17 protein-coding genes are annotated in these 19,782 nt (G+C 70.2%); 16 read left to right on the top strand and 1 reads right to left on the bottom strand.

All coding sequences use genetic code 11. The features are described from left to right. The first annotated feature begins 84 nt into the window (after positions 1 to 84). The 10 genes from ACQ3HE_RS08165 to ACQ3HE_RS08120 all read left to right on the top strand — a co-directional run bounded on the left by ACQ3HE_RS08165 (position 85) and on the right by ACQ3HE_RS08120 (position 11,677). Complete coding sequence (locus ACQ3HE_RS08165) at positions 85 to 831, top strand: ABC transporter ATP-binding protein (RefSeq protein ID WP_079001262.1); 747 nt, start codon at positions 85 to 87, stop codon at positions 829 to 831. Positions 832 to 833: 2 nt separating this feature from the next. Next, a complete protein-coding gene (locus ACQ3HE_RS08160; protein WP_430892129.1) occupies positions 834 to 2,207 on the top strand; it encodes an FtsX-like permease family protein in 1,374 nt (457 codons plus the stop codon). A 97-nt stretch (positions 2,208 to 2,304) separates the two neighbouring features. Next, entirely contained in the window at positions 2,305 to 4,887 is a 2,583-nt protein-coding gene (locus tag ACQ3HE_RS08155; RefSeq protein ID WP_430892127.1) for an ATP-dependent Clp protease ATP-binding subunit, read from the top strand. A 345-nt stretch (positions 4,888 to 5,232) separates the two neighbouring features. After that, entirely contained in the window at positions 5,233 to 7,095 is a 1,863-nt protein-coding gene (gene dnaK, locus ACQ3HE_RS08150) for a molecular chaperone DnaK (protein ID WP_430892125.1), read from the top strand. Between the two features lie 2 nt (positions 7,096 to 7,097). Next, entirely contained in the window at positions 7,098 to 7,772 is a 675-nt protein-coding gene (locus tag ACQ3HE_RS08145; RefSeq protein WP_079704947.1) for a nucleotide exchange factor GrpE, read from the top strand. Positions 7,773 to 7,774: 2 nt separating this feature from the next. Then, complete coding sequence (locus ACQ3HE_RS08140; RefSeq protein WP_079704948.1) at positions 7,775 to 8,776, top strand: DnaJ C-terminal domain-containing protein; 1,002 nt, start codon at positions 7,775 to 7,777, stop codon at positions 8,774 to 8,776. A gap of 30 nt (positions 8,777 to 8,806) precedes the next feature. After that, positions 8,807 to 9,223 (top strand): heat shock protein transcriptional repressor HspR, encoded by a 417-nt coding sequence (locus tag ACQ3HE_RS08135; RefSeq protein WP_064297156.1) that lies wholly within the window; start codon positions 8,807 to 8,809, stop codon positions 9,221 to 9,223. Positions 9,224 to 9,313: 90 nt separating this feature from the next. Continuing rightward, positions 9,314 to 9,958, top strand: coding sequence for a hypothetical protein (locus ACQ3HE_RS08130; RefSeq protein WP_430892123.1), 645 nt, complete (start codon positions 9,314 to 9,316; stop codon positions 9,956 to 9,958). Between the two features lie 84 nt (positions 9,959 to 10,042). Next, a complete protein-coding gene (locus ACQ3HE_RS08125) occupies positions 10,043 to 10,435 on the top strand; it encodes a RidA family protein (RefSeq protein WP_430892121.1) in 393 nt (130 codons plus the stop codon). Positions 10,436 to 10,477: 42 nt separating this feature from the next. Then, entirely contained in the window at positions 10,478 to 11,677 is a 1,200-nt protein-coding gene (locus ACQ3HE_RS08120) for a class I SAM-dependent methyltransferase (protein ID WP_430892119.1), read from the top strand. Positions 11,678 to 11,767: 90 nt separating this feature from the next. On the opposite strand, the gene ACQ3HE_RS08115 is transcribed toward ACQ3HE_RS08120, so the two are convergent. Further along, positions 11,768 to 13,240, bottom strand: coding sequence for a hypothetical protein (locus ACQ3HE_RS08115; RefSeq protein ID WP_430892117.1), 1,473 nt, complete (start codon positions 13,238 to 13,240; stop codon positions 11,768 to 11,770). Between the two features lie 91 nt (positions 13,241 to 13,331). On the opposite strand from ACQ3HE_RS08115, the gene ACQ3HE_RS08110 reads away from it, so the two are divergent. The 6 genes from ACQ3HE_RS08110 to ACQ3HE_RS08085 are packed head-to-tail and all read left to right on the top strand — an operon-like array spanning position 13,332 to position 19,772. Beyond that, the gene (locus tag ACQ3HE_RS08110; RefSeq protein ID WP_159877523.1) at positions 13,332 to 14,249 is read left to right on the top strand and encodes a DUF817 domain-containing protein; all 918 of its coding nucleotides are present in this window, start codon (positions 13,332 to 13,334) and stop codon (positions 14,247 to 14,249) included. A 56-nt stretch (positions 14,250 to 14,305) separates the two neighbouring features. Beyond that, positions 14,306 to 16,138, top strand: a complete 1,833-nt coding sequence (locus ACQ3HE_RS08105; protein WP_430892115.1) for a sensor histidine kinase — start codon at positions 14,306 to 14,308, stop codon at positions 16,136 to 16,138. A 52-nt stretch (positions 16,139 to 16,190) separates the two neighbouring features. After that, entirely contained in the window at positions 16,191 to 16,475 is a 285-nt protein-coding gene (clpS, locus tag ACQ3HE_RS08100; protein ID WP_056009029.1) for an ATP-dependent Clp protease adapter ClpS, read from the top strand. After that, complete coding sequence (locus tag ACQ3HE_RS08095) at positions 16,472 to 17,041, top strand: DUF2017 family protein (protein WP_430892113.1); 570 nt, start codon at positions 16,472 to 16,474, stop codon at positions 17,039 to 17,041. The genes clpS and ACQ3HE_RS08095 overlap by 4 nt, the downstream gene beginning before the upstream one ends. Positions 17,042 to 17,093: 52 nt before the next feature. Then, positions 17,094 to 18,299 (top strand): glycosyltransferase, encoded by a 1,206-nt coding sequence (locus tag ACQ3HE_RS08090; protein ID WP_137242401.1) that lies wholly within the window; start codon positions 17,094 to 17,096, stop codon positions 18,297 to 18,299. A 9-nt stretch (positions 18,300 to 18,308) separates the two neighbouring features. Further along, on the top strand, positions 18,309 to 19,772 hold the full coding sequence (locus ACQ3HE_RS08085) for an MGDG synthase family glycosyltransferase (RefSeq protein ID WP_430892111.1): 1,464 nt from the start codon (positions 18,309 to 18,311) through the stop codon (positions 19,770 to 19,772). Positions 19,773 to 19,782 lie beyond the last annotated feature (10 nt).

The raw sequence follows: 19,782 nt of genomic DNA, 5'->3' as shown, positions 1-19,782 counted from the left end.
ACATCGAGCGCAGCAGCCCCGATGCTCACGACCGACCTGAGCTGGTGGAGACACCGTGCCTGAACGACGAAAGACACTGCAACGATGAGCCTGGAAGCACGCGATCTCTCCTTCAGCTATTCGCTGCATCGCCGCGACCCGGTCCACGTGTTGCGGGGGGTGAGTCTTTCTGTAGCCGCCGGTGAGTCGTTGGCGGTCGTCGGGCCCTCGGGATCCGGGAAGTCGACACTCCTGCACTGCCTATCTGGTCTCCGAGCTCCGACACGTGGAAGCGTCGTGGCGTTGGGGACGGAGCTGTCATCCCTGACCGAATGGGGTCGTTCCCGATTCCGGCGGCGGTCCGTCGGCTTCGTGTTCCAGGACTACAACCTGATCCCCTCCATCAACGCGCGGGACAACCTCGCGTTGCCCGCGCTCTTCGCCGGTCGCGCAGCCGGGCGTCAGGCGGTCGCAGATGTCGCCGCAGACATCGGACTGTCGTCGCGCCTCCGGCATCGCCCGGACGAGCTGTCAGGCGGTGAACGGCAGCGCGTCGCGATCGGCCGGGTGTTGCTGTCGCAGGCCGAATTGGTCTTCGCCGACGAACCCACCGGTGCACTTGACACGTCGTCAGGACGGGTCGTGCTCGACCTCCTGTTCGGATCGCTCGGTCCCGAACGCACGATGGTGATGGTGACCCATGACCTCGACGCTGCTGCGCGTGCGGATCGTGTGCTGGTCCTCTGTGACGGTTCCGTCCACGCTGAGCTGACGTCCGCCACCCCGGAGGCGCTCTGGTCCGCCATCGAAACGGCCCGCGCGGACAGTGTCCACACGTCCGTGGGAGCATGACGATGGCCGGTCTCGTTCTCCGCACACTCCTGCATCAGTGGCGGGTGTGGATCTCCCTGCTCCTGTTCCTGGCACTCGCGAACGCGCTCCTTGTCAGCGTGGGAGTGCTCGTGGAGGCCGCCGGTCGGCTGCCCGTCCGGGAACAGCGCATCGTCCGGAATCTGAGCACGCCGATGTACGGGATGGCCTCGCTCGCGGTCTTCGTCATCACCTCGAGCGCGGTCTCCTTGGCGGTGCAACTCCAGCGTCGACCGTTCGCGACCTGGAAGCTCGCGGGGATGTCGTCAGTGCGGATCGCCGGCGTCCTTGTATCGCAGCTGATCGTGCTCGGGACCGTGGGCGGAGCGCTCGGGCTGCCACTGGCCCTATTGGTCGCACCGCGGTTCACCGGCTGGGTCCTGCAGGCCAACGCGGTCGCCGCGATCGTCGATGCCCCGGCGAGCACGCTGGTGCTCCTGTCGACCTGGGCACTGCTCATCGGCATCCTGTTGCTCGCCGGTCTGCAAGGTGCCGGCTCGATCCTCCGGGTACCGGCGGTCGACGCGGTCCTGAGCGCGGAAGTCGTCCGCCGTCGCCCGACCGCGTTCAGGCTCGCGCTCAGCCTGGTCATGTCGGCGGCGGTCCTCGCAGTGGCGGCCGGAATGGTCGGTACGGTGAGCGGCGACGTGTCCAGTCGGCTCGGTCTCCTAGTCGGCCTCGCGATGCTCCTGTCGTTGCTGATCATCCCGCTGATCGCGCTGCACGTCTCGCGGATCGCTGCGATGTTCCTCGCGGCGTGGACATGGATCGTCCCACGTCGATGGTCGACGGCTTGGTACCTCGCGCGTCGTGGCTGCGCCTTCCGCTTGGATCGTGTAGGCGTCTCCCTCGTCCCGCTCTACGTCGCGGTCGCCCTCGCGAATTCGATCTACACCGTGTTCGAGACCGCCGATTCCGCCAGGAGGGCGGCCGGGCTTGTGTCCGCCGGCGAGCACGGCATCAACCACTCCGCTGTCTGGACCATTCTCGGTCCGACGGTCGTCCTGGCGATCGCCGGCACCGCGACGGTCGTGGTGATGGCTGCTCGTGAGCGGGTGCACGAGCGGGCGCTGCTGGCTGTGGGCGGCGTCAGTCACCGCTCGATCGTCGGAGCCGGCGTCGTCGAAGCCTTCATGTATGCCGTGACCGCGACGTTCCTCGGGCTCCTGACGGCAGCGGCTGTCTCAGCGGTGGAGGCTGAGGCGTTCGGTCGCCTCGAAGAGGGGGCGCGCCCGGTGCTCGCCGTCGCGCCAGGCCTCGCGGTCGGCGCTGGAGGCTTCTGTGTGCTGGCTGCCGCCCTCGCTTTGCCCGCGGCGCTGGAGCATCGTCGAGCGGCGGTGGACAGGCTCCCTCGCTGAAGGTTCGCTGGGACGCGGATCGTCGCCGGGAATAGCTTCGGGCACCCCGCGTTGGACTTGAGCGTACGACACTCAAGTTTGAATCCAGGAGGTTCACGTGCCCGAAGACTTCACCCAGGGCGGCGCAGCAGCAGACGGCGGATCGTCGTCGTTCGACGACTTCCTCGCCCGATATCTCGAGGGCGAGCGGGCGCGTTCGGCGCGGACCATCGACCTCAGCCGCTTCCTCACCGCGCGGACGCAGGAGATCCTGCAGCGCGCCGGCCGGTTCGCGCTCGAGCGCGGCCAGAACGAGCTCGACGCGCTGCACATCCTGCGCGTCATCGTGAGCGAGGAGCCCGCGAAGGACGCCGTCGCGCGCCTCGGCGTCGACCCGAAGGTCATCGCCAAGGCCGCCGAGCAGCGCCTGCCGCAGGCGTCCTCGCCGAGCGTCAAGGACCCGGCCATCACGCCGTCGGCCCAGCGCGCACTGTTCCACGCCTACCAGGTGGCCCGCGCCGCCGGGTCGACGTACGTCGACCCCGAGCACCTCTTCTTCGCGCTCGTCATCAACCAGGACTCGCCCGCCGGTGAGGTCCTCGCCCGCGCCGGCGTCACGGCGGAGGCGCTGACCCAGGGCATGCGCCAGACCGTCGGCGACCCCGGTGTCGCCACCGACGACCAGGACGACCGCGATGCCGACGACCTCGACTCGGACACCCCGATGCTCGACCGTTTCGGCACCGACCTCACGGCGCTCGCCGCAGGCGGATCGCTCGACCCCGTCATCGGACGTTCCGAGGAGATCGAGCAGACCATCGAGATCCTCTCCCGCCGCACCAAGAACAACCCCGTGCTCGTCGGCGAGGCCGGCGTCGGCAAGACCGCCGTCGTCGAGGGGCTCGCCCAGGCGATCGTCGACGGCAGCGTCCCCGAGCAGCTGCGCGGCAAGCGCGTCGTCTCGCTCGACCTGCCCGCCATGGTCGCCGGTACGCGCTACCGGGGCGACTTCGAGGAGCGCCTCACCGGCCTCCTCGACGAGATCGCGGCCAACCGCTCCGAGCTCATCGTCTTCATCGACGAGGTCCACACGGTCGTCGGCGCCGGAGGTTCCGGTGAGGGCGGCATGGACGCCGGGAACATGCTCAAGCCGCGTCTCGCGCGCGGTGAGCTGCACCTCATCGGTGCGACCACGCTCCGTGAGTACCGCGGGATCGAGAAGGACCCGGCACTCGAACGCCGCTTCCAGCCCGTGCGTGTCGGCGAGCCGTCGATCGAGGACGCCGTCCTCATCCTCGACGGTCTCCGCCCTGCCTACGAGGAGCACCACGACGTCCGCTTCACCGACGACGCCCTCCGCGCCGCCGTCGAGCTCTCGGCCCGCTACCTGCCCGACCGCGTCCTGCCCGACAAGGCCATCGACCTCGTCGACCAGGCCGGAGCCCGGCTGTGGTTGCGGCTCGGGAAGGCGGTCGACGTGAGCGCCCTCGTCGAGGAGCTCGCGACACTCGAGGCGTCGAAGAACGCGGCCGTGTCGGCCGAGCACTACGAGGAGGCCTCGCGCATCCGCGACGAGATCACCGCCGTGCAGGCGAAGCTCGACGCCGCCTCCAACGGACCCGGTGCCCGCACCGACCGCGACGCGGTCGTCGACGAGGCCCAGATCGCCGGCGTCGTGTCCCGCGCCACCGGCATCCCGGTCAGTCGGCTCACGGAGGGCGAGCGGGAACGTCTCGCCGGTCTCGAGGACGAACTGCACGCTCGCGTCGTCGGCCAGCACGACGCCGTGACCGCGGTGTCGAAGGCCGTCCGTCGCAACCGCACGGGCATGGGGGATGCGAACCGACCGGTCGGCAGCTTCCTGTTCCTCGGCCCCACCGGCGTCGGTAAGACGGAGCTCGCGAAGGCGCTCGCCGGATCCCTCTTCGCTGACGAGCACTCCGTGATCCGCTTCGACATGAGCGAGTTCGGCGAACGCCACACGGTGTCGCGACTCGTCGGCGCCCCTCCCGGGTACGTCGGGTTCGACGAGGCGGGCCAGCTCACCGAGCGCGTGCGACGCAACCCGTACTCGATCGTGCTGTTCGACGAGATCGAGAAGGCGCACCCGGACGTGTTCAACCTGCTCCTGCAGGTGCTCGACGACGGTCGCCTGACCGACGGTCAGGGGCGGACGATCGACTTCCGCAACACGGTCGTCGTCATGACGTCGAACCTCGGCTCCGAGTTCCTGGCCTCCCGGTCCGGTGCGATGGGCTTCGTGGCCGGCGGAGCCGACGACCCGACGGGCTTCGGCTCCGAGGAGGCGCTGCGTACCCGGGTCATGGGCAAGCTGCGCGAGGCGATGCGTCCGGAGTTCCTCAACCGCATCGATGAGATCGTCCTCTTCCGCAAGCTAGACCAGCAGCAGCTGCAGGAGATCGTCGGACTGATGCTCGGCCGCACGACCGAACGGTTGGCCGCGCGCGGTGCGTCACTCGAGACGACGCCCGAGGCGCTCACGCTCCTCGCGGAGCTCGGCTACGAGCCGGAGTACGGCGCGCGCCCCCTGCGTCGCCTCATCCAGCGTGAGGTCGACGACCGCATCGCCGAGCTCGTCGTGGGCGGCGGGGTCGGCGACGGCTCGACCGTGCACGTCGACGCGGTCGGCGGGAAGATCGTCGTCACCGAGCATGCTGCGGTGCTGGTGGACGCCGCGTAGGCACTACCCCTTCGACAGGCTCAGGGACCGGGATTCGTTCCGGACTCTGGGCCTGTCGTCACTCGCGGACCGTTCCCCGTCCTGGTCCCTGAGCTTGTCGAAGGGCACCTGGGTTGCGGTCACCCTGGCCATCCGCTGGGAGTTGAGCCAGGCGGACTCAACTTTCTTGACGTTGAAACCGGGCCTCGGTAGCATTGAGTCATCGGGGCTCAAGTCTCGACGTCGCACCAGCATCACCCCATCAATCAGCTCGGTGCCGAGCTCGTCGAGTCGGCCGGACGCCCACAGCATGCCGCCCGAGTCGACGAGTTCCGAACCGGCAGTCAACACAAGGAGAACCAACACATGGCACGTGCAGTAGGCATCGACCTCGGTACCACCAACTCGGTGGTCGCCGTCCTCGAAGGTGGAGAACCCACCGTCATCGCCAACGCCGAGGGCTTCCGCACCACCCCCTCCGTCGTCGCATTCACCAAGGACGGCGAGGTGCTCGTCGGCGAGACCGCGAAGCGCCAGGCCGTCACCAACGTCGACCGCACCATCGCGAGCGTCAAGCGCCACATGGGCACCGACTGGAAGTTCGACGTCGACGGCAAGAAGTACACGCCGCAGGAGCTGTCCGCCCGCATCCTCGCGAAGCTGAAGCGCGACGCCGAGCAGTACCTGGGCGACACCGTGACCGACGCGGTCATCACCGTCCCCGCCTACTTCAACGACGCCGAGCGTCAGGCCACGAAGGAGGCCGGTGAGGTCGCGGGCCTCAACGTGCTCCGCATCATCAACGAGCCGACCGCCGCAGCCCTCGCCTACGGCCTCGACCGCGGCAAGGAGGACGAGCTCATCCTCGTCTTCGACCTCGGTGGCGGTACCTTCGACGTCTCGCTGCTCGAAGTGGGCAAGGACGACGACTTCTCCACCATCCAGGTCCGCTCCACCTCGGGCGACAACCGCCTCGGTGGAGACGACTGGGACCAGCGCGTCGTCGACTACCTGATCAAGCGCTTCAAGGACTCGACCGGTGTCGACGTCTCGGGCGACAAGATCGCGAAGCAGCGCCTCAAGGAAGCCGCTGAGCAGGCGAAGAAGGAGCTCAGCTCCTCGATGTCGACCTCGATCCAGCTCCCGTACCTCTCCCTCACGGAGAACGGCCCGGCCAACCTCGACGAGACGCTCTCCCGCGCCAAATTCGAGGAGCTCACGCAGGACCTCCTCGAGCGCACCCGCAAGCCGTTCAACGACGTCATCGCCGAGGCCGGCGTGAAGGTCTCCGACATCGCGCACGTCGTGCTCGTCGGTGGATCGACCCGTATGCCCGCCGTCGCGGAGCTCGTCAAGAAGCTCACCGGTGGTCAGGAGCCCAACAAGGGCGTCAACCCTGACGAGGTCGTCGCCGTCGGCGCAGCCCTCCAGGCCGGCGTGCTGAAGGGTGAGCGCAAGGATGTGCTGCTCATCGACGTCACCCCCCTGTCGCTCGGTATCGAGACCAAGGGTGGCATCATGACGAAGCTCATCGAGCGCAACACCGCGATCCCCACGAAGCGGAGCGAGACCTTCACGACGGCCGACGACAACCAGCCGTCCGTCGCCATCCAGGTCTTCCAGGGTGAGCGCGAGTTCACCCGCGACAACAAGAACCTCGGCACCTTCGAGCTGACCGGCATCGCGCCGGCTCCGCGCGGTGTGCCGCAGGTCGAGGTCACCTTCGACATCGACGCCAACGGCATCGTGCACGTGTCCGCCAAGGACAAGGGCACCGGCAAGGAGCAGTCGATGACCATCACCGGTGGCTCGTCCCTCGGCAAGGAGGACATCGAGCGCATGGTCCGCGAGGCCGAGGAGCACGCTGCGGACGACAAGGCCCGCCGCGAGCAGGCCGAGGTCCGCAACAGCGCCGAGCAGCTCGCCTACTCGATCGACAAGCTCATCAAGGAGAACGACGACAAGCTGCCCGAGGACGTCAAGACCGACGTCCAGGCCGATGTCGACGCCCTGAAGAGCGCGCTCGCCGGTGAGGACGAGGACGCGGTGAAGACCGCGTTCGACAAGCTCAACGAGAGCCAGGTCAAGCTCGGCGAGGCGATCTACGCCCAGGCGCAGGCCTCCGAGTCCGCCGCAGGAACCGAGGCCCCGGCTGAGGAGGCGGCCTCCGATGAGGACGTCGTCGACGCCGAGGTCGTCGAGGACGAAGACGACAAGGACAAGAAGTAACCATGACTGACGAGAACCAGAACCAGAACCAGGACGATCCCATCATCCGCGACAAGCGGCGGATCGACCCGGAGACCGGCGAGGTTCGTCAGCCTGGCACCGAGGGGGCTGACGCCGACGCGTCGGCCCCCTCGGGCGCACCTGCCGAATCCGCCGACGCCGACGCACCGGCCGCCGACGACGAGCTGACCGTCGAGGACATCCTCAACGCGGCTCCCGAGGAGCCCGTGCAGGGCGGCGACCTCTCCCCGGCCGAGCAGCTCGCTGCAGAACGCCTCGGCGACCTGCAGCGCGTCACGGCCGAGTACGCGAACTACCGGAAGCGCACCGAGGCCGGCCGCGAGGTGGAGCGCGAGCGCACCACCGGCGAGGTCGCCAAGGTCCTGCTCCCGGTGCTCGACGACCTCGACCGCGCTGACAAGCACGGCGACCTCGAGGGCGACGCCCCCTTCACGCAGATCGCGGCCAAGCTCCGCGGCGCTGCCGAGAAGCTCGGGCTGAAGCCGTTCGGGGCGGTCGGCGAGACCTTCGACCCCAACGTGCACGAGGCCATCTTCCAGCAGCCCACGCCGGGCGCCGAGGGCGAGACCGTCCTCGACGTCGTGGAGACCGGGTACCACCTGGGCTCCACCCTGCTGCGCGCCGCGAAGGTGGTCGTCGCGGTCCCGGCGAGCTAGCCATGGCGAGTCAGGACTGGTTCGACAAGGACTTCTACAAGGTCCTCGGCGTCAAGAAGGACGTGACGCCGGCGGAACTGAAGAAGGTCTACCGGAAGCTCGCCCGGCAGTACCACCCGGACTCCAACCCGGGTGATGCGAAGGCCGAGGCGAAGTTCAAGGAGATCAGCGAGGCCCACTCGGTCCTCGGCGACCCCGAGCAGCGCAAGGAGTACGACGCCGTTCGTGCCATGGGCGGTGGAGCACGCTTCACCGCCCCGGGTGCCGGCGGCGGCCAGGGCGGCTTCGAGGACGTCTTCGGGACGATGTTCGGTGGGGGCGGTGGTGGTGGCGGTCGCCAGAGCTACAGCTACCAGCAGGCGCCTCCCGGGTACGAGGACATCCTCGGCGGCATGTTCGGCCAGGGTGGCTTCGGCCAGACCTCCGGTGGCTTCCGCGGCTACGGCGGACCCACGCCGGGCCGCGACATCACCGCGCACACGACGATCGACTTCATCACGGCCACGCAGGGAGACACCATCTCCCTGCAGACCTCCGAGGGACGCACCATCAAGGTGAAGATCCCGGCGGGTGTGTCGGATGGACAGAAGATCCGCCTGCGCGGCAAGGGGCAGCCGAGTCCGGACGGCGGCGAACCCGGCGATATCGTGGTCACCGTGAGTGTCCGCAAGCATCCCGTGTTCGAACGCGACGGCCTGAACCTCCGCGTCACCGTGCCGGTCACCTTCGTGGAGGCCGCGCTCGGCGCGACGATCGAGGTCCCGACGCTCGGCGGCGACCCCGTCAAGCTGCGCGTCGCCCCCGGTACGCCGAGCGGCCGCGTCCTCCGCGTCAAGGGCCGTGGTGTCGCGACGACGAAGGGCACCGGCGACCTTTTGGCCGTCGTGCAGATCGTCGTCCCGGCGCATCTCGGCGGCGAGGCCAAGGAAGCACTCGAACGGTTCCACGAGCTGGAGCCGAAGGACAACCCCCGCGACGAGCTCATCGCCAGGGCTCGGGGCTAGTAGCCAGCAGCACACGGAAGGGCAGGGAGCATGGACGAGCATTCGCCGGTCTTCGCGATCGCGATGGCTGCCGAGCTCGCCGGCATGCACCCGCAGACGCTTCGGCAGTACGACCGGCTCGGGCTCGTGTCGCCGACGCGGACCGCCGGGAAGTCGCGCAGGTACTCGATGCGCGACATCGCCCAGCTCCGTGAGGTGTCCAGGCTCAGTGCCGAGGGCGTCAGCCTCGAGGGCATCTCCCGCATCCTGACCCTGGAGAACGAGGTCAGCTCGCTCCAGGGCCGGGTACGGGAGCTCGAGCACGCGCTCGCCAACGCCCTGCTGCGAACCCCGGGCAACCGGGTGTTCGCCGCCGGCATGGAGGGGAGCGTCGTCCCGATGCGGAGCGGTACCCGCACCCGCCGCCGGACCGAGGTCGTCGTCTGGCGGCCGTCGCTCTCCGAGTAGCCGACGACAGCGCACTCGTCGCCGTCATCCCGCGTGGATGACGACCACGAGTGCGCTGTCGTATGTCTGCACGCCGCGTAGGGTTGGGGCATGAGCGCGCAGCCCGTGGTGACGAAGCCGGACCCGGCGCAGACCGCACCCGCGACGGCCCGGAGGCGGCGCGGCGCCCGGCTGACCGGACTGACCGCCTACCCGCTCATGTACTTCGGCGTCATCGCGGGCGTGCTTCCACTACTGACGCTCGTCGTGATCGGCGCTCCCATCCTCGTCGGCGTCCTGCTCGGTGCGGGCGAGGCCGAGTGGGTCGACGGCTTCTCGCGGGTGTTCGGCTTCATCCTGCTCTTCCTGACACCGCCGTTCGGCGCCTGGGTGTGGGGGTACGTCGCGCTCGGGGTCGTCGCCTTCCTCGGCGGCATCGGCCTCAGCCTGCGGATCCTGCGGCGTCACGGCGTGCGTCGCGCAGGAGCCGTCACGCACTGGGGCATGTGGGCCACCGTCCCGCTGCAGTTCGTCTTCGCGGTCATCAGCCTGGTGATCGTGTTCGGTGCGATCGCGTCCGTCCGCGCCGAGGACGCCAGCGGCCTCGAGACCGTCCGCGCCTTCGGCCAGGGTGTCGCCATCGCCACGGTCGTCAACCTCCTCGTCTCCGCCGGGCTCGGTGTCCTCGTCTTCCCGGCCGTCCTCCGAGCCGTGAAGGCGGAGAAGCCGGCTCGACGCGCACACCGACGCGGCTGACCACTGGACGGTGTCGGTCCCCGGGAGCAGAATCGCTGCATCAGCCGGTCCAGGCTGTGTCGCCGCTCCAGAAGGGAAGCAGTCATGTCCACGCCGCCGATCGCCGTCGATCCGCCCTCCATGTACACGAGCCCCGCCTTCGCGCAGGGCATGATCCTCCCGGCCGGCCCGACGCTGTTCATCGGCGGGCAGAACGGCGTCGACGCCGAGGGCGCACTCCTCGACGGCCTCGGTCCGCAGACGGAGCAGGCGCTCCGCAACGTCCTCACCGTGCTCGCCGAAGCCGGTTCCGGGCCCGAGCACGTCGCGAAGCTCACCATCTACCTTACGCCGGGGATCGATCCGTCCGACGGCTACGCGGCGACCGCGGCGGTCTGGGGCGGTCGCCGGACCGCAGTCACGGTCGTCTCCGTGGCGCCCGCACGTCCGGGAGCGCTCGTCGAGATCGACGCCGTGGCGGCGGTACCCGCGTCCTGACCCCGCGAACCCGTGCGGACGACCCGCCGGTACGCTGAGGGGATGCCCGAGTTCTCCTTCGACGCGCTGCGCCGGTTCCCCGATCACGAGGCACCAAACCTCTTCGCCGTCGACGCGACCGACCGGCTTCTGCTCGACGAAGCGGCCGCTGCCCTGGCCGGGCGGGTACCGACGCCCGGCGAGATCGTCGTCGTCGGCGACGCCTACGGGGCGCTGACCCTCGGCGCCATCGCGCTCCTGGGGGCGACCGACGTCCGGGTCCACCAGGACGCCGCCGTCGGTGAACGCGCCCTCGCGGCCAACGCCGAACGGCTCGGCGTCGACGGTGGCTTCCGTAACCTGCCGCTCGGCGAGGACCTGTTCACGGGCGCATCACTCGTCCTCCTCCAACTCCCGAAGCACCTCGAAGCCCTGCATGAGATCGCCGCCGCCGTGGCCCGCTGGGGCGCCGTCGACGTCCGTCTCCTGGCCGGTGGCCGGGTGAAGCACCTCACGCCCGCGATGAACGAGGTCCTCGGTCGGAGCTTCGCGACCGTCACCGCGAGCCTCGCCCGGCAGAAGTCCCGAGTGCTCCGTGCGAGCGATCCGGTGACCGCCGCCGTCGAGGGAGCGCGTGACGAGGCCGACACCACGGCCTCGACCGCGCTGCGCACCGAGCACCATGCCGACATCGGCCTGACCATCGCCGCCGCCGGCGCAGCGTTCGCCGGCACGAAGCTCGACATCGGCACCCGCTTCCTGCTGGAGGCGCTGCCGGAGATCGCGCCCGACGCCCGGACGGCCATCGACCTCGGCTGCGGCACGGGCGTCCTCGCGGTGTCGCTCGCCATCGCCCGGCCCGAGCTCGCGGTCATCGCGACCGACCAGTCCGCTGCAGCCGTCGCCTCGACCACCGCGACCATCGCCGCCAACGACGCCGCCGACCGCAGGCTGGCCGAGCGCATCACGGTGCTCCGCGACGACGGCCTGTCGATGCAGCCGGACGCGTCAGCCGACCTCATCGTCCTGAACCCGCCCTTCCACAGCGGGACCACCGTCCACACGGGCGTCGCCCACGACCTGTTCGCCGAGGCCGCGCGCGTCCTGCAGCCGGGCGGGACGCTCGCCGTCGTGTGGAACTCCCACCTCGGCTATCGGGCTGCCCTCGAGCGGCTCGTCGGTCCGACGACGCAGTTCGCGCGCAACCAGAAGTTCACGGTGACGGTCTCGCGCCCCCGGGCCGCCGTCGAGCCGCGTCCGTAACTCCTGCTGCTTGGACCGTCCCGTGGGCACCGGCCGCTCGGACACCGGCGTCCTCGACGGTCCGGGCGGGCGTTGCAGGAGTCGTGACCGTCAGGCGGCGTTCCAGAGGCGCTCGATGCGCTCGCGGAGCGCGGTCTCCTCCGGGGACTCGTCGGCGTACTCGGAAGCGTCGATGGTGATGGTGTCCGCGGCGTCGAACCACCAGGTCCCCTGCTCACCCTCGACCTCGATGCTGGTCCACGTTCCCGGAGCGACGCTCGCCTTGACCAGGCCGATCGCCGCCCCGAGCGTCGTGTCGTCGCCCGCGTGGAATTCGACGTGCAGGCGACCGACACTGCTCTCGACGGACGCCAGCGAGCCCATGGCGGTCAACCGCTCGACCAGGCCGAACAGCACGGTCGCGTCCCCGCGAGCGCCACGCACGGAGAACGTTCCAGGGGAACCGCTCACGACGGGGCCGTCGATGCCGAGCGACTCGACGATTGACGCCTCGGGCAGGGCGTCGAGGACATCGAGGGCGGTGCGCCCGGCGCCCGGACCCGCGACGGTGAGCCTGACGCTGTCACTCGACGCCGCGATCGCGGTCACGCCGGGCACCGCGCCGAGCGCCTGGACGACCGGCAGCATGTCCGCCGACTGGACGCCGTCATCCCAGGTGACGATGCCGCCCTGGACCTCCACTGCGACGTCCGCCGGAACCGCACTCGTCGCCACCGCGGTCGCGGCGGCCACGTCGTCGACGCTCGAGACGCGGAGGTCGATCGTGGCCGGGGTCAGCGCGGCGCCGATGACCTCGAACCGTCCGGCGACGGCCAGGTAGGCGGCACGGGTCGTCCCGGGGTCGCCGCTGACCGTCGCGTCGTCGTCGACGCCTGAGGAGATGGAGTACCGCGCGCCCGCGTCCCAGTTGGGGAAGCCGGGGGCCGCATCGTCGGTATCGTCCTCGTCGGGTTCGGCCGGGTCGACACCGTCGTCGCTGCGACCGCTGACGACCGCGGCGGCGTAGGCGGGCGTCGCGTCGGCGGTCGCCCTGGCCAGGTCGTAGGCGGCGAGGAAGTCCTCTCCGGGACGCGCCACGAGAGTGAGCGACGACGCACGCGCACCGTCGGTTCCAGCGGAGGAGAGCTGCAGCTCGCCGCCCGGCACGCCCTCGTCCTCGAGCGAGGCGAGCAGCTCCAGCTGGGTCGCGTTGTCGGCTCGTCGGTCGAGGACGGACAGGGTGAACCCACGGACGGTGAGGTCGACTCCCTCCCACGTCGCTCCGCCGCTCCGTTTCGCCTGCTCGTTCAGGAACCCGCCGATGCGGTCCACGATCGCGCTCAGCCGATCGTCGGTGACGTCGTCGTCCATGAGCACCGAGGCCGATGCCGTGCCGCTCCACGGCAGGGTGTTGCTCCCGGTCGTGTCGACATCGGCCACCTCCGGGACGCCGTCCAGGAGGTGCTCGAAGTCCCGCCCGGCGGCGGAAGCCGCGTTCACGTCGCCACAGCCCGAGAGGCCGAGGACGGCTGCCATGGCGAGCAACGCCGTGGCGGCGGTCCGGATCGTGCGGTTCTGCGGCATGGATCCACCCTAGGAGCTGCCCGTCGAAGCCCACGTCGGGGCGGTCCCGACGCCTCAGGTCCGGCGCGGCGTGTGCCCGTATGCTGGCCCGATGTCCGAGCCGCCCACCCCCGCAGACGGAGCGGGTCGCGACGGACGTCGGGTGGACCAGCACGAACTGACCGCGGTCGAGCGCTGGATCGACGACCGGGCCAACCGGCTCCTGCGCGACGCCCCCGACGGCGGTGCACGGGCGAAGGCCGTCGAGTTCCTCGTCTTCGGGGCGAAACAGGCGTGGGCGTGCATCTTCGGCGCAGCGATGCTCGCGGTCATCGTCGCCGCCCGCCTCTGGTACCCGGACGACGTCTGGCTCGCCCGGAACGATGCGCTCGTCATCGCTGCGATCGTCATCCAGGTGGTCATGATCGTCACCAGGCTCGAGACAGGCCGCGAGCTCTGGGTGATCGTCCTGTTCCACGTCGTCGGGACGGGCATGGAGCTGTTCAAGACCGGGGTGGGGTCGTGGGAGTACGACGGCGGCGGGGTCCTGCACCTCGGCTCCGTGCCCTTGTACACCGGGTTCATGTACGCGGCCGTCGGGTCGTACATGGTCCGGGTGTACCGGCTCTTCGACCTCCGGTTCGACCGCTATCCACGGGTGTGGCTCACGACGATCATCGCGGCCGGCATCTACGTGAACTTCTTCAGCCAGCACTTCATCGTCGATCTGCGATGGGTGCTGCTCGCGGCCGTCCTCCTCGTGTTCGCACGGACGATGATGCACTTCCGCGTGTTCCGTCGGACGCACCGCATGCCCGTCCTGGTGGCGTTCCTGCTCGTGGCCTGCTTCATCTGGATCGCCGAGAACATCGGGACGATCACGGGCGCCTGGCTGTACCCGAATCAGGAGGACGGCTGGCAGCTCGTCCCGCTCACCAAGCTGGTGTCGTGGTTCCTCCTCATGATGATCTCGGTGGTGATGGTCACCTGGGTGTACCCGCCCAAGCGGCCCGATCGCCTCCCGACCTGAGCCGCCTGCTGTCAACAGTTGCTGAAGGCGGTGCGCTCACCGGGTAGGGTTCGGGAGTGAGCGACCCGATCCCGGTGACCGCTCGTCCCCTCCGGAGAGCAGCCATGGCCCAGCGTCAGCCCCAGGACCCACGATTCCGTGATCGTGGCGGCGCTCGGCCAGCCTCCACGCAGTCGGGTCCCGTTCAGCCCGGCCCGGCCCGGCCCGTCCCGGCTCGACCTGCCGCCGCACCACGGCCCGCACCACCGACCGTCGGCATCGCAGTCCCGGCCGCGGCAGCCGCACCGCTGCCGCGGACCAACCACCTCTTCGCCGGTGCGCAGTTCGCGTTCATCGCCTCGATCCTCATGCTCGGGCTGTACATCGGCCTGACCTCGACGTGGACCCTGCTGGAGCCCGACTTCCTCATCGGGCTGTCCCTGACGGCCGCGGCGACGTCCCTGCTCTTCGCCGTGCCGCCGTCAGGCAAGCTCCGTGGCCTGCTCGTGCTCGTTCCGACCATCGACATCCTCGCCGTCGGGTTCTTCCGCGACACCCTGCCGAACCTGCCGACGTCGGGTCTCCTCATCGTGATCCCGGTGCTCTGGCTCGCGGGTGGGTTCGGGGTCTCGGCACTGCCCGTGCCGGTGTTCGGAGCGATCTTCGTCTCCCTGGTGCCGGTCGCGCGCGCCGGAGCGTGGCCGACGACGCCTGGCGGGTGGGGTGCGATCTGCATCCTGCCGGCCCTGGTCCTCATCATGACCGTCACCGTGCATTTGGCCGCGCGCCAGCTCCGCGCCCACGAGGGACGTGCGCGCATCGCGCTCGCCGCGGCGACGGAAGCGGCGGCCGTCGCGACGACGGTCTCGGAATCCGTCGACGCCGCCGTCGCCTTCTTCCGGCCCGACGGCACGGTGGCGCTCCGGAATGAGGCCACGTACGAGCAGGCCCGACTGGCGGGGTTCGACCCCAAGACCCGCGCCGGCGTCCACGTCTACGGACCGGACCGGAAGACCCGGCTGCGGCCCGACGAGCAGGTCATCAACCGGGCGCTGCGCGGAGAGAGCTTCCGCGGCGATCTGTACTGGGTGGGGGAGCCGGGCGACCAGCGCGCCATCATCGGGAACGCGCGACAGGTGCACACCGACGACGGCACGTTCGTCGGCACCATCACCGTCGGTCACGACGTGACCGACCTCGCGAACGCGGTGGCGCTGCGGGAAGCGTTCCTCATCGACGTGTCCCACGAACTCCGCACCCCGTTGACGTCGATCATCGGCTACCTCGACCTCCTCACCGAGGGACATGACCTGCGGCAGCTCGGGCTCGAGCGCGAGGTCTCGACGATCCAGCGCAACGCGGAGCAGTTGTACGCGATCATCGGCGACCTGCTCGCGGCGGGCGACGCCGAGATGCGGGTGCGGATCGCCCTCACCGACGTCGCCGACATCGCCCGGCAGAGCGTGGGAGCGATCCTGCCGCAGGCGTCGGAGACCGGTGTCGTCGTCCGAGCCGAGGTCCCGCCGCACGTGGAACTGGAGGGCGACGGTGGACGGCTCCGCCAGGTCCTCGACAACCTGCTGTCGAACGCGGTGAAGTACACCCCGCGAGGTGGGCGCGTCGTCGTGACCGTCGCAGTGGACGGTGAGACCTGCACCGTGAACGTCGCGGACACCGGCATCGGCATCTCACCGGACGCCCAGCGGCAGCTCTTCGACCGCTTCTTCCGGGCCAGGGAGGTCCGCGACGACGCGCGGCCCGGCGTCGGCCTCGGGCTGTCGATCGTGAAGTCCATCACCGAGGCGCATCATGGCTGGATCACCGTGTCCAGCCGCCCGGGCCGCGGCTCCACCTTCACCGTGACCTTGCCGCTCCGCCAGCCGCGCGCCGGCGCACCGTCCGCTTCCTGAGTCGGACCCCGGCAGGGAGGCGCTGCGGCACGCATCGTGGGAGGCTTGGAGGATGGCGCAGATCCTCGACCAGCCGATCGTCGACGAGGCGACCCTCACCATGCAACCGTGGGTCACCATCGTGTGGAACGACCCGGTGAACCTCATGTCCTACGTCTCACTCGTGTTCCGCAGCTACTTCGGCTACACCCACGAGGAGGCGGAGCGACTCATGCTCGCCGTGCACCACGAGGGCCGTGCGGTCGTCGCGACCGGCAACCGCGAGGAGATGGAGCGCCACGTCGAGGCCATGCACGGGTACGGGCTCTGGGCCTCGCTCGCGAAGGCCGACGCATGAGCGCCTTCGTCCGTCCGCCCGTCGGACCCGTCGTGCTCCGTCTCGACGAGCAGGAGACCTCGATCCTCGAACAGTTGGCGAGCCAGCTCGTCGACATGCTCGAGGACGCGACGCGCGCCGGGCTGGCGACGGCCGTGGAGCTCGACCCCGCCATGGCGCGACTGGTGCCGGAGGGGTACCGCGACGACCCCGAGGCCGCCGCGGAGTTCCGACGCTTCACCGCCGACGACCTCGTCGGCGGCAAGGTGACCGCGGCGCGGACCGTCCTGGCGGCGCTCACCGCCGACGCGTCCGACGCGGCTCAGCCGACGGACGTCCCTGCCGGGCACGAGGACGGTGCAGCCGTGACCCTCGAGGGCGAGACGGCCTGGACCTGGCTGCGGTTCCTCAACGACACCCGGCTCACCATCGCGGCTCGACTCGGCATCGAGGAGGACGACGCGGAGCCGTTCGACCCGTCTCCGACGAGCTCGGACGGCGAGCAGGATCCGCAGCTCATGATGGCGATCTACGCCTGGCTCGGGTACCTGCAGGAGTCGATCGTCGCCGTCCTCGACGAAGCCTGAGTCGCGGCGCCGGACACCTGCGACCCCGGTGCCACGGGTAGCCTTGGTGACCATGCACATCCTCGTCTTCAGCGACCAGCACCCCGAGTCGTCCGGCGGGGCCCAGGTCTCGATCCGGCTGCAGCGGCGCTTCCTGGAGGCCGCAGGGCACACCGTCACGGTGTGCTCGCCGCGGATGCACCAGGAGCACGACGACGACCCGCACTATCTCGACACTCCCTCGATCCCCATCACGCTCGACCGCGAGTACTCGATGACCGTGCCCGGCCGGCTCACCGACCGCTGGCTCGACGCACGCCTGGCCGAGCTACCCCCGGTCGACGTCGTCCACGTGCAGGCCGACTTCTGGCAGGCGCTCACGGCCTACCGCTACGCCGAACGGCACGGAATCCCGGCCCTCCACACGATGCACAACCGCATGGACGTCGGTATCGAGCAGACCATGCCGGCGCCGGGCCTCGTCGTCGGAGCCCTGTCGTGGTGGCAGCGCCGGGTCCTCCGGCCGCGGCTCTCGACCTTGCCGACCGGCGTCTGGTCCTACCTGCAGGAGTTCGCCAAGCGTGCGGCCGTCGTCATCGCGCCGTCGCACCACTTCGCGCGCGTCCTCCGCGAGCAGGGCGTGACCGCCCACGCCGAGGTCCTGTCGACGGGCGTCGACGACGCGGTGCTCGACGAGATCCTCGACGAACGCGCGACCACGCTCCACGTGCCGCACCGGCTGCCGTCGTTCGTGTGGATCGGCCGCTTCAGCCAGGAGAAGCGGCTCATGGAGTTCCTCGAGGCGGTCCGGCTCGCGGACGTCGACGCGGTGTTCCGCCTGTACGGGGCCGGACTCCTGCTCGCGAAGGCCCAGGCGTTCGTCGCACAACACGACCTCGCCGACCACGTCGTCTTCGCCGGTCGTGTCTCGTACCCCGACTCGCTGCGCGCGATCGCCGACGCCGACGCCCTCGTGCAGACGTCGATCGGGTTCGAGACGCAGGGCATGACCGTGTTCGAGGCGGCCGCACTCGGCACACCGTCGATCATCAGCGACCCGAACATCGCGGCGGAGCTCCCGGCCGACTCGATGTGGCAGCCGACGGACGGTGGGGTCGAGGCGCTCGCCGAAGCGATCCGCCGCGCCGTCGCCGACATCGAGGCGGGAACCGCACCGGTCGTCGCACCGGGCCTCGCCCGCACCCTGCGCCAGTCGACGCAGACCACCCGCCTCATCAGTCTGTACGAGGCAGCCCTGGCGCCGGAGGCCGCGCGCTAGCATCGGCTCATGCGCAGGACATCGAAGCAGCACCCCGGACCGGACGGCGGCGAACGCGTCCTGATCCTGTCGGCCGGGGTCGGGTCCGGACACAACAGCGCCGCCGCCGCGGTGGAACAGGCGTGTGCCGGGCGTCCCGACGTCACCGAGGTCGAGGTGCTGGACGTCCTGCAGGCGAGCACCTCCCTGTACCGCGACGTCCTCGGCAAGGGGTACTTCGTGCTCGTCGAGGAGACGCCCTGGCTCGTGGAGTGGGGCTACGACCTCAGCGACGCACCGTTCCGTCGTCGCGGCCCGCTCGACCCCTGGACGCGGGCGAACGCGATGCCGGTGGTCAGCGCGATCAAACGCTTCAGACCCACGGCGATCATCTGCACCCACTTCCTCCCGGCCCAGTTGCTGGCCTCCCTCATCCTCCGCGGCGCCGTCGACGCCAGGACCGCGATCGTCACCACGGACTACGACTTCCAGGGGCTGTGGTTGACGAGCGCCTTCCACGCGCTCTTCCTCGCCCGGGAGGAGGGGCGGGTCCAGCTGACGGCCCTCGGTCTCCCGCCCGACCGCGTCGTGGCTTCGGGGATCCCCATCGCCGCCCAGCCGAGCACCCCGGCCGAGCGCGACCCGGCAGCACCGCCCATGTTGCTCATCTCGGCCGGTGCGTCCGGCGGTGACTACGCGCTCGCGGTCGTCCGACAGACGCTGCACCTGCGGTCGCCGTTCACCGCGACGATCGTGTGCGGGCGGAACGAGGCACTGCGGCGGAGTGTCGAGGACCTCATCGCGCCCGGCGACGACCGCTACACCGTGCTCGGCTTCACCGACGAGATGCCGCGGCTCCTGCGCCGAGCCGACCTGTTCATCGGCAAGCCCGGAGGACTGTCGGCGTCGGAGTGCATGGCCGCCGGTCTGCCGATGGTCCTCGTGAACCCCATCCCCGGGCAGGAGGTCCGCAACGGCGACTACCTCATGGAGCAGGGTGCCGCCGTCCGGTGCAACACCGCGACGACGATCGGGTGGAAGATCGACGGGATCCTCGGCGAGCCGGGTCGTCTGGCGCGGATGCAGGCCGCGGCCCGACGGGTCGGTCGCCCCGACGCGGCCCGCGACGTCGTCGACCGGCTGCTCGACGGTCCGGCACGACCGTTCGTCGTGACCCGGGCGGCGCAGAAGACGATTTTCGACGCGAGCGCCCGGCGGGTGGTCGCGAGCGAGCTCGAGGGCGAGTCGGCCCTCGTGCGTCTCGTCGACCCGGCGGCGTCCAGCACGGTCGCGCTGCTCCGGGCCGGTGAGCTGGACGACCTGCAGCAGCGCTACACCGGGCCGGACGGCACCCTCGTGCTGCGACGCGACGACGCGGTGCTCTCCGTCCGGCGTGACTCGCAGCGCCTCCTCCGCGCCGTCCTCGGACGGGATGAGGAGCTCGCCGTGCGGGTCGAGGGTCTCGCCGGCCTCGAGTCGGCCGGCCCGAGCTGATCGGGTCGGG

Source organism: Plantibacter auratus (assembly GCF_050587365.1).
Classification (GTDB): Bacteria; Actinomycetota; Actinomycetes; order Actinomycetales; family Microbacteriaceae; genus Plantibacter; species Plantibacter auratus.
Note: the sequence above shows the minus strand (reverse complement) of the source record. Positions and strands in the feature narration are given on the sequence as shown.

What these genes read in the sequence shown, in the direction of transcription:
- ACQ3HE_RS08165 (WP_079001262.1), top strand. Translation starts at nt 85, where the DNA reads ATGAGCCTGGAAGCACGCGATCTCTCCTTCAGCTATTCGCTGCATCGC.
- ACQ3HE_RS08160 (WP_430892129.1), top strand. Translation starts at nt 834, where the DNA reads ATGGCCGGTCTCGTTCTCCGCACACTCCTGCATCAGTGGCGGGTGTGG.
- dnaK (WP_430892125.1), top strand. Translation starts at nt 5,233, where the DNA reads ATGGCACGTGCAGTAGGCATCGACCTCGGTACCACCAACTCGGTGGTC.
- ACQ3HE_RS08145 (WP_079704947.1), top strand. Translation starts at nt 7,098, where the DNA reads ATGACTGACGAGAACCAGAACCAGAACCAGGACGATCCCATCATCCGC.
- ACQ3HE_RS08140 (WP_079704948.1), top strand. Translation starts at nt 7,775, where the DNA reads ATGGCGAGTCAGGACTGGTTCGACAAGGACTTCTACAAGGTCCTCGGC.
- ACQ3HE_RS08135 (WP_064297156.1), top strand. Translation starts at nt 8,807, where the DNA reads ATGGACGAGCATTCGCCGGTCTTCGCGATCGCGATGGCTGCCGAGCTC.
- ACQ3HE_RS08130 (WP_430892123.1), top strand. Translation starts at nt 9,314, where the DNA reads ATGAGCGCGCAGCCCGTGGTGACGAAGCCGGACCCGGCGCAGACCGCA.
- ACQ3HE_RS08125 (WP_430892121.1), top strand. Translation starts at nt 10,043, where the DNA reads ATGTCCACGCCGCCGATCGCCGTCGATCCGCCCTCCATGTACACGAGC.
- ACQ3HE_RS08120 (WP_430892119.1), top strand. Translation starts at nt 10,478, where the DNA reads ATGCCCGAGTTCTCCTTCGACGCGCTGCGCCGGTTCCCCGATCACGAG.
- ACQ3HE_RS08115 (WP_430892117.1), bottom strand. Translation starts at nt 13,240, where the DNA reads ATGCCGCAGAACCGCACGATCCGGACCGCCGCCACGGCGTTGCTCGCC.
- ACQ3HE_RS08110 (WP_159877523.1), top strand. Translation starts at nt 13,332, where the DNA reads ATGTCCGAGCCGCCCACCCCCGCAGACGGAGCGGGTCGCGACGGACGT.
- clpS (WP_056009029.1), top strand. Translation starts at nt 16,191, where the DNA reads ATGGCGCAGATCCTCGACCAGCCGATCGTCGACGAGGCGACCCTCACC.
- ACQ3HE_RS08095 (WP_430892113.1), top strand. Translation starts at nt 16,472, where the DNA reads ATGAGCGCCTTCGTCCGTCCGCCCGTCGGACCCGTCGTGCTCCGTCTC.
- ACQ3HE_RS08090 (WP_137242401.1), top strand. Translation starts at nt 17,094, where the DNA reads ATGCACATCCTCGTCTTCAGCGACCAGCACCCCGAGTCGTCCGGCGGG.
- ACQ3HE_RS08085 (WP_430892111.1), top strand. Translation starts at nt 18,309, where the DNA reads ATGCGCAGGACATCGAAGCAGCACCCCGGACCGGACGGCGGCGAACGC.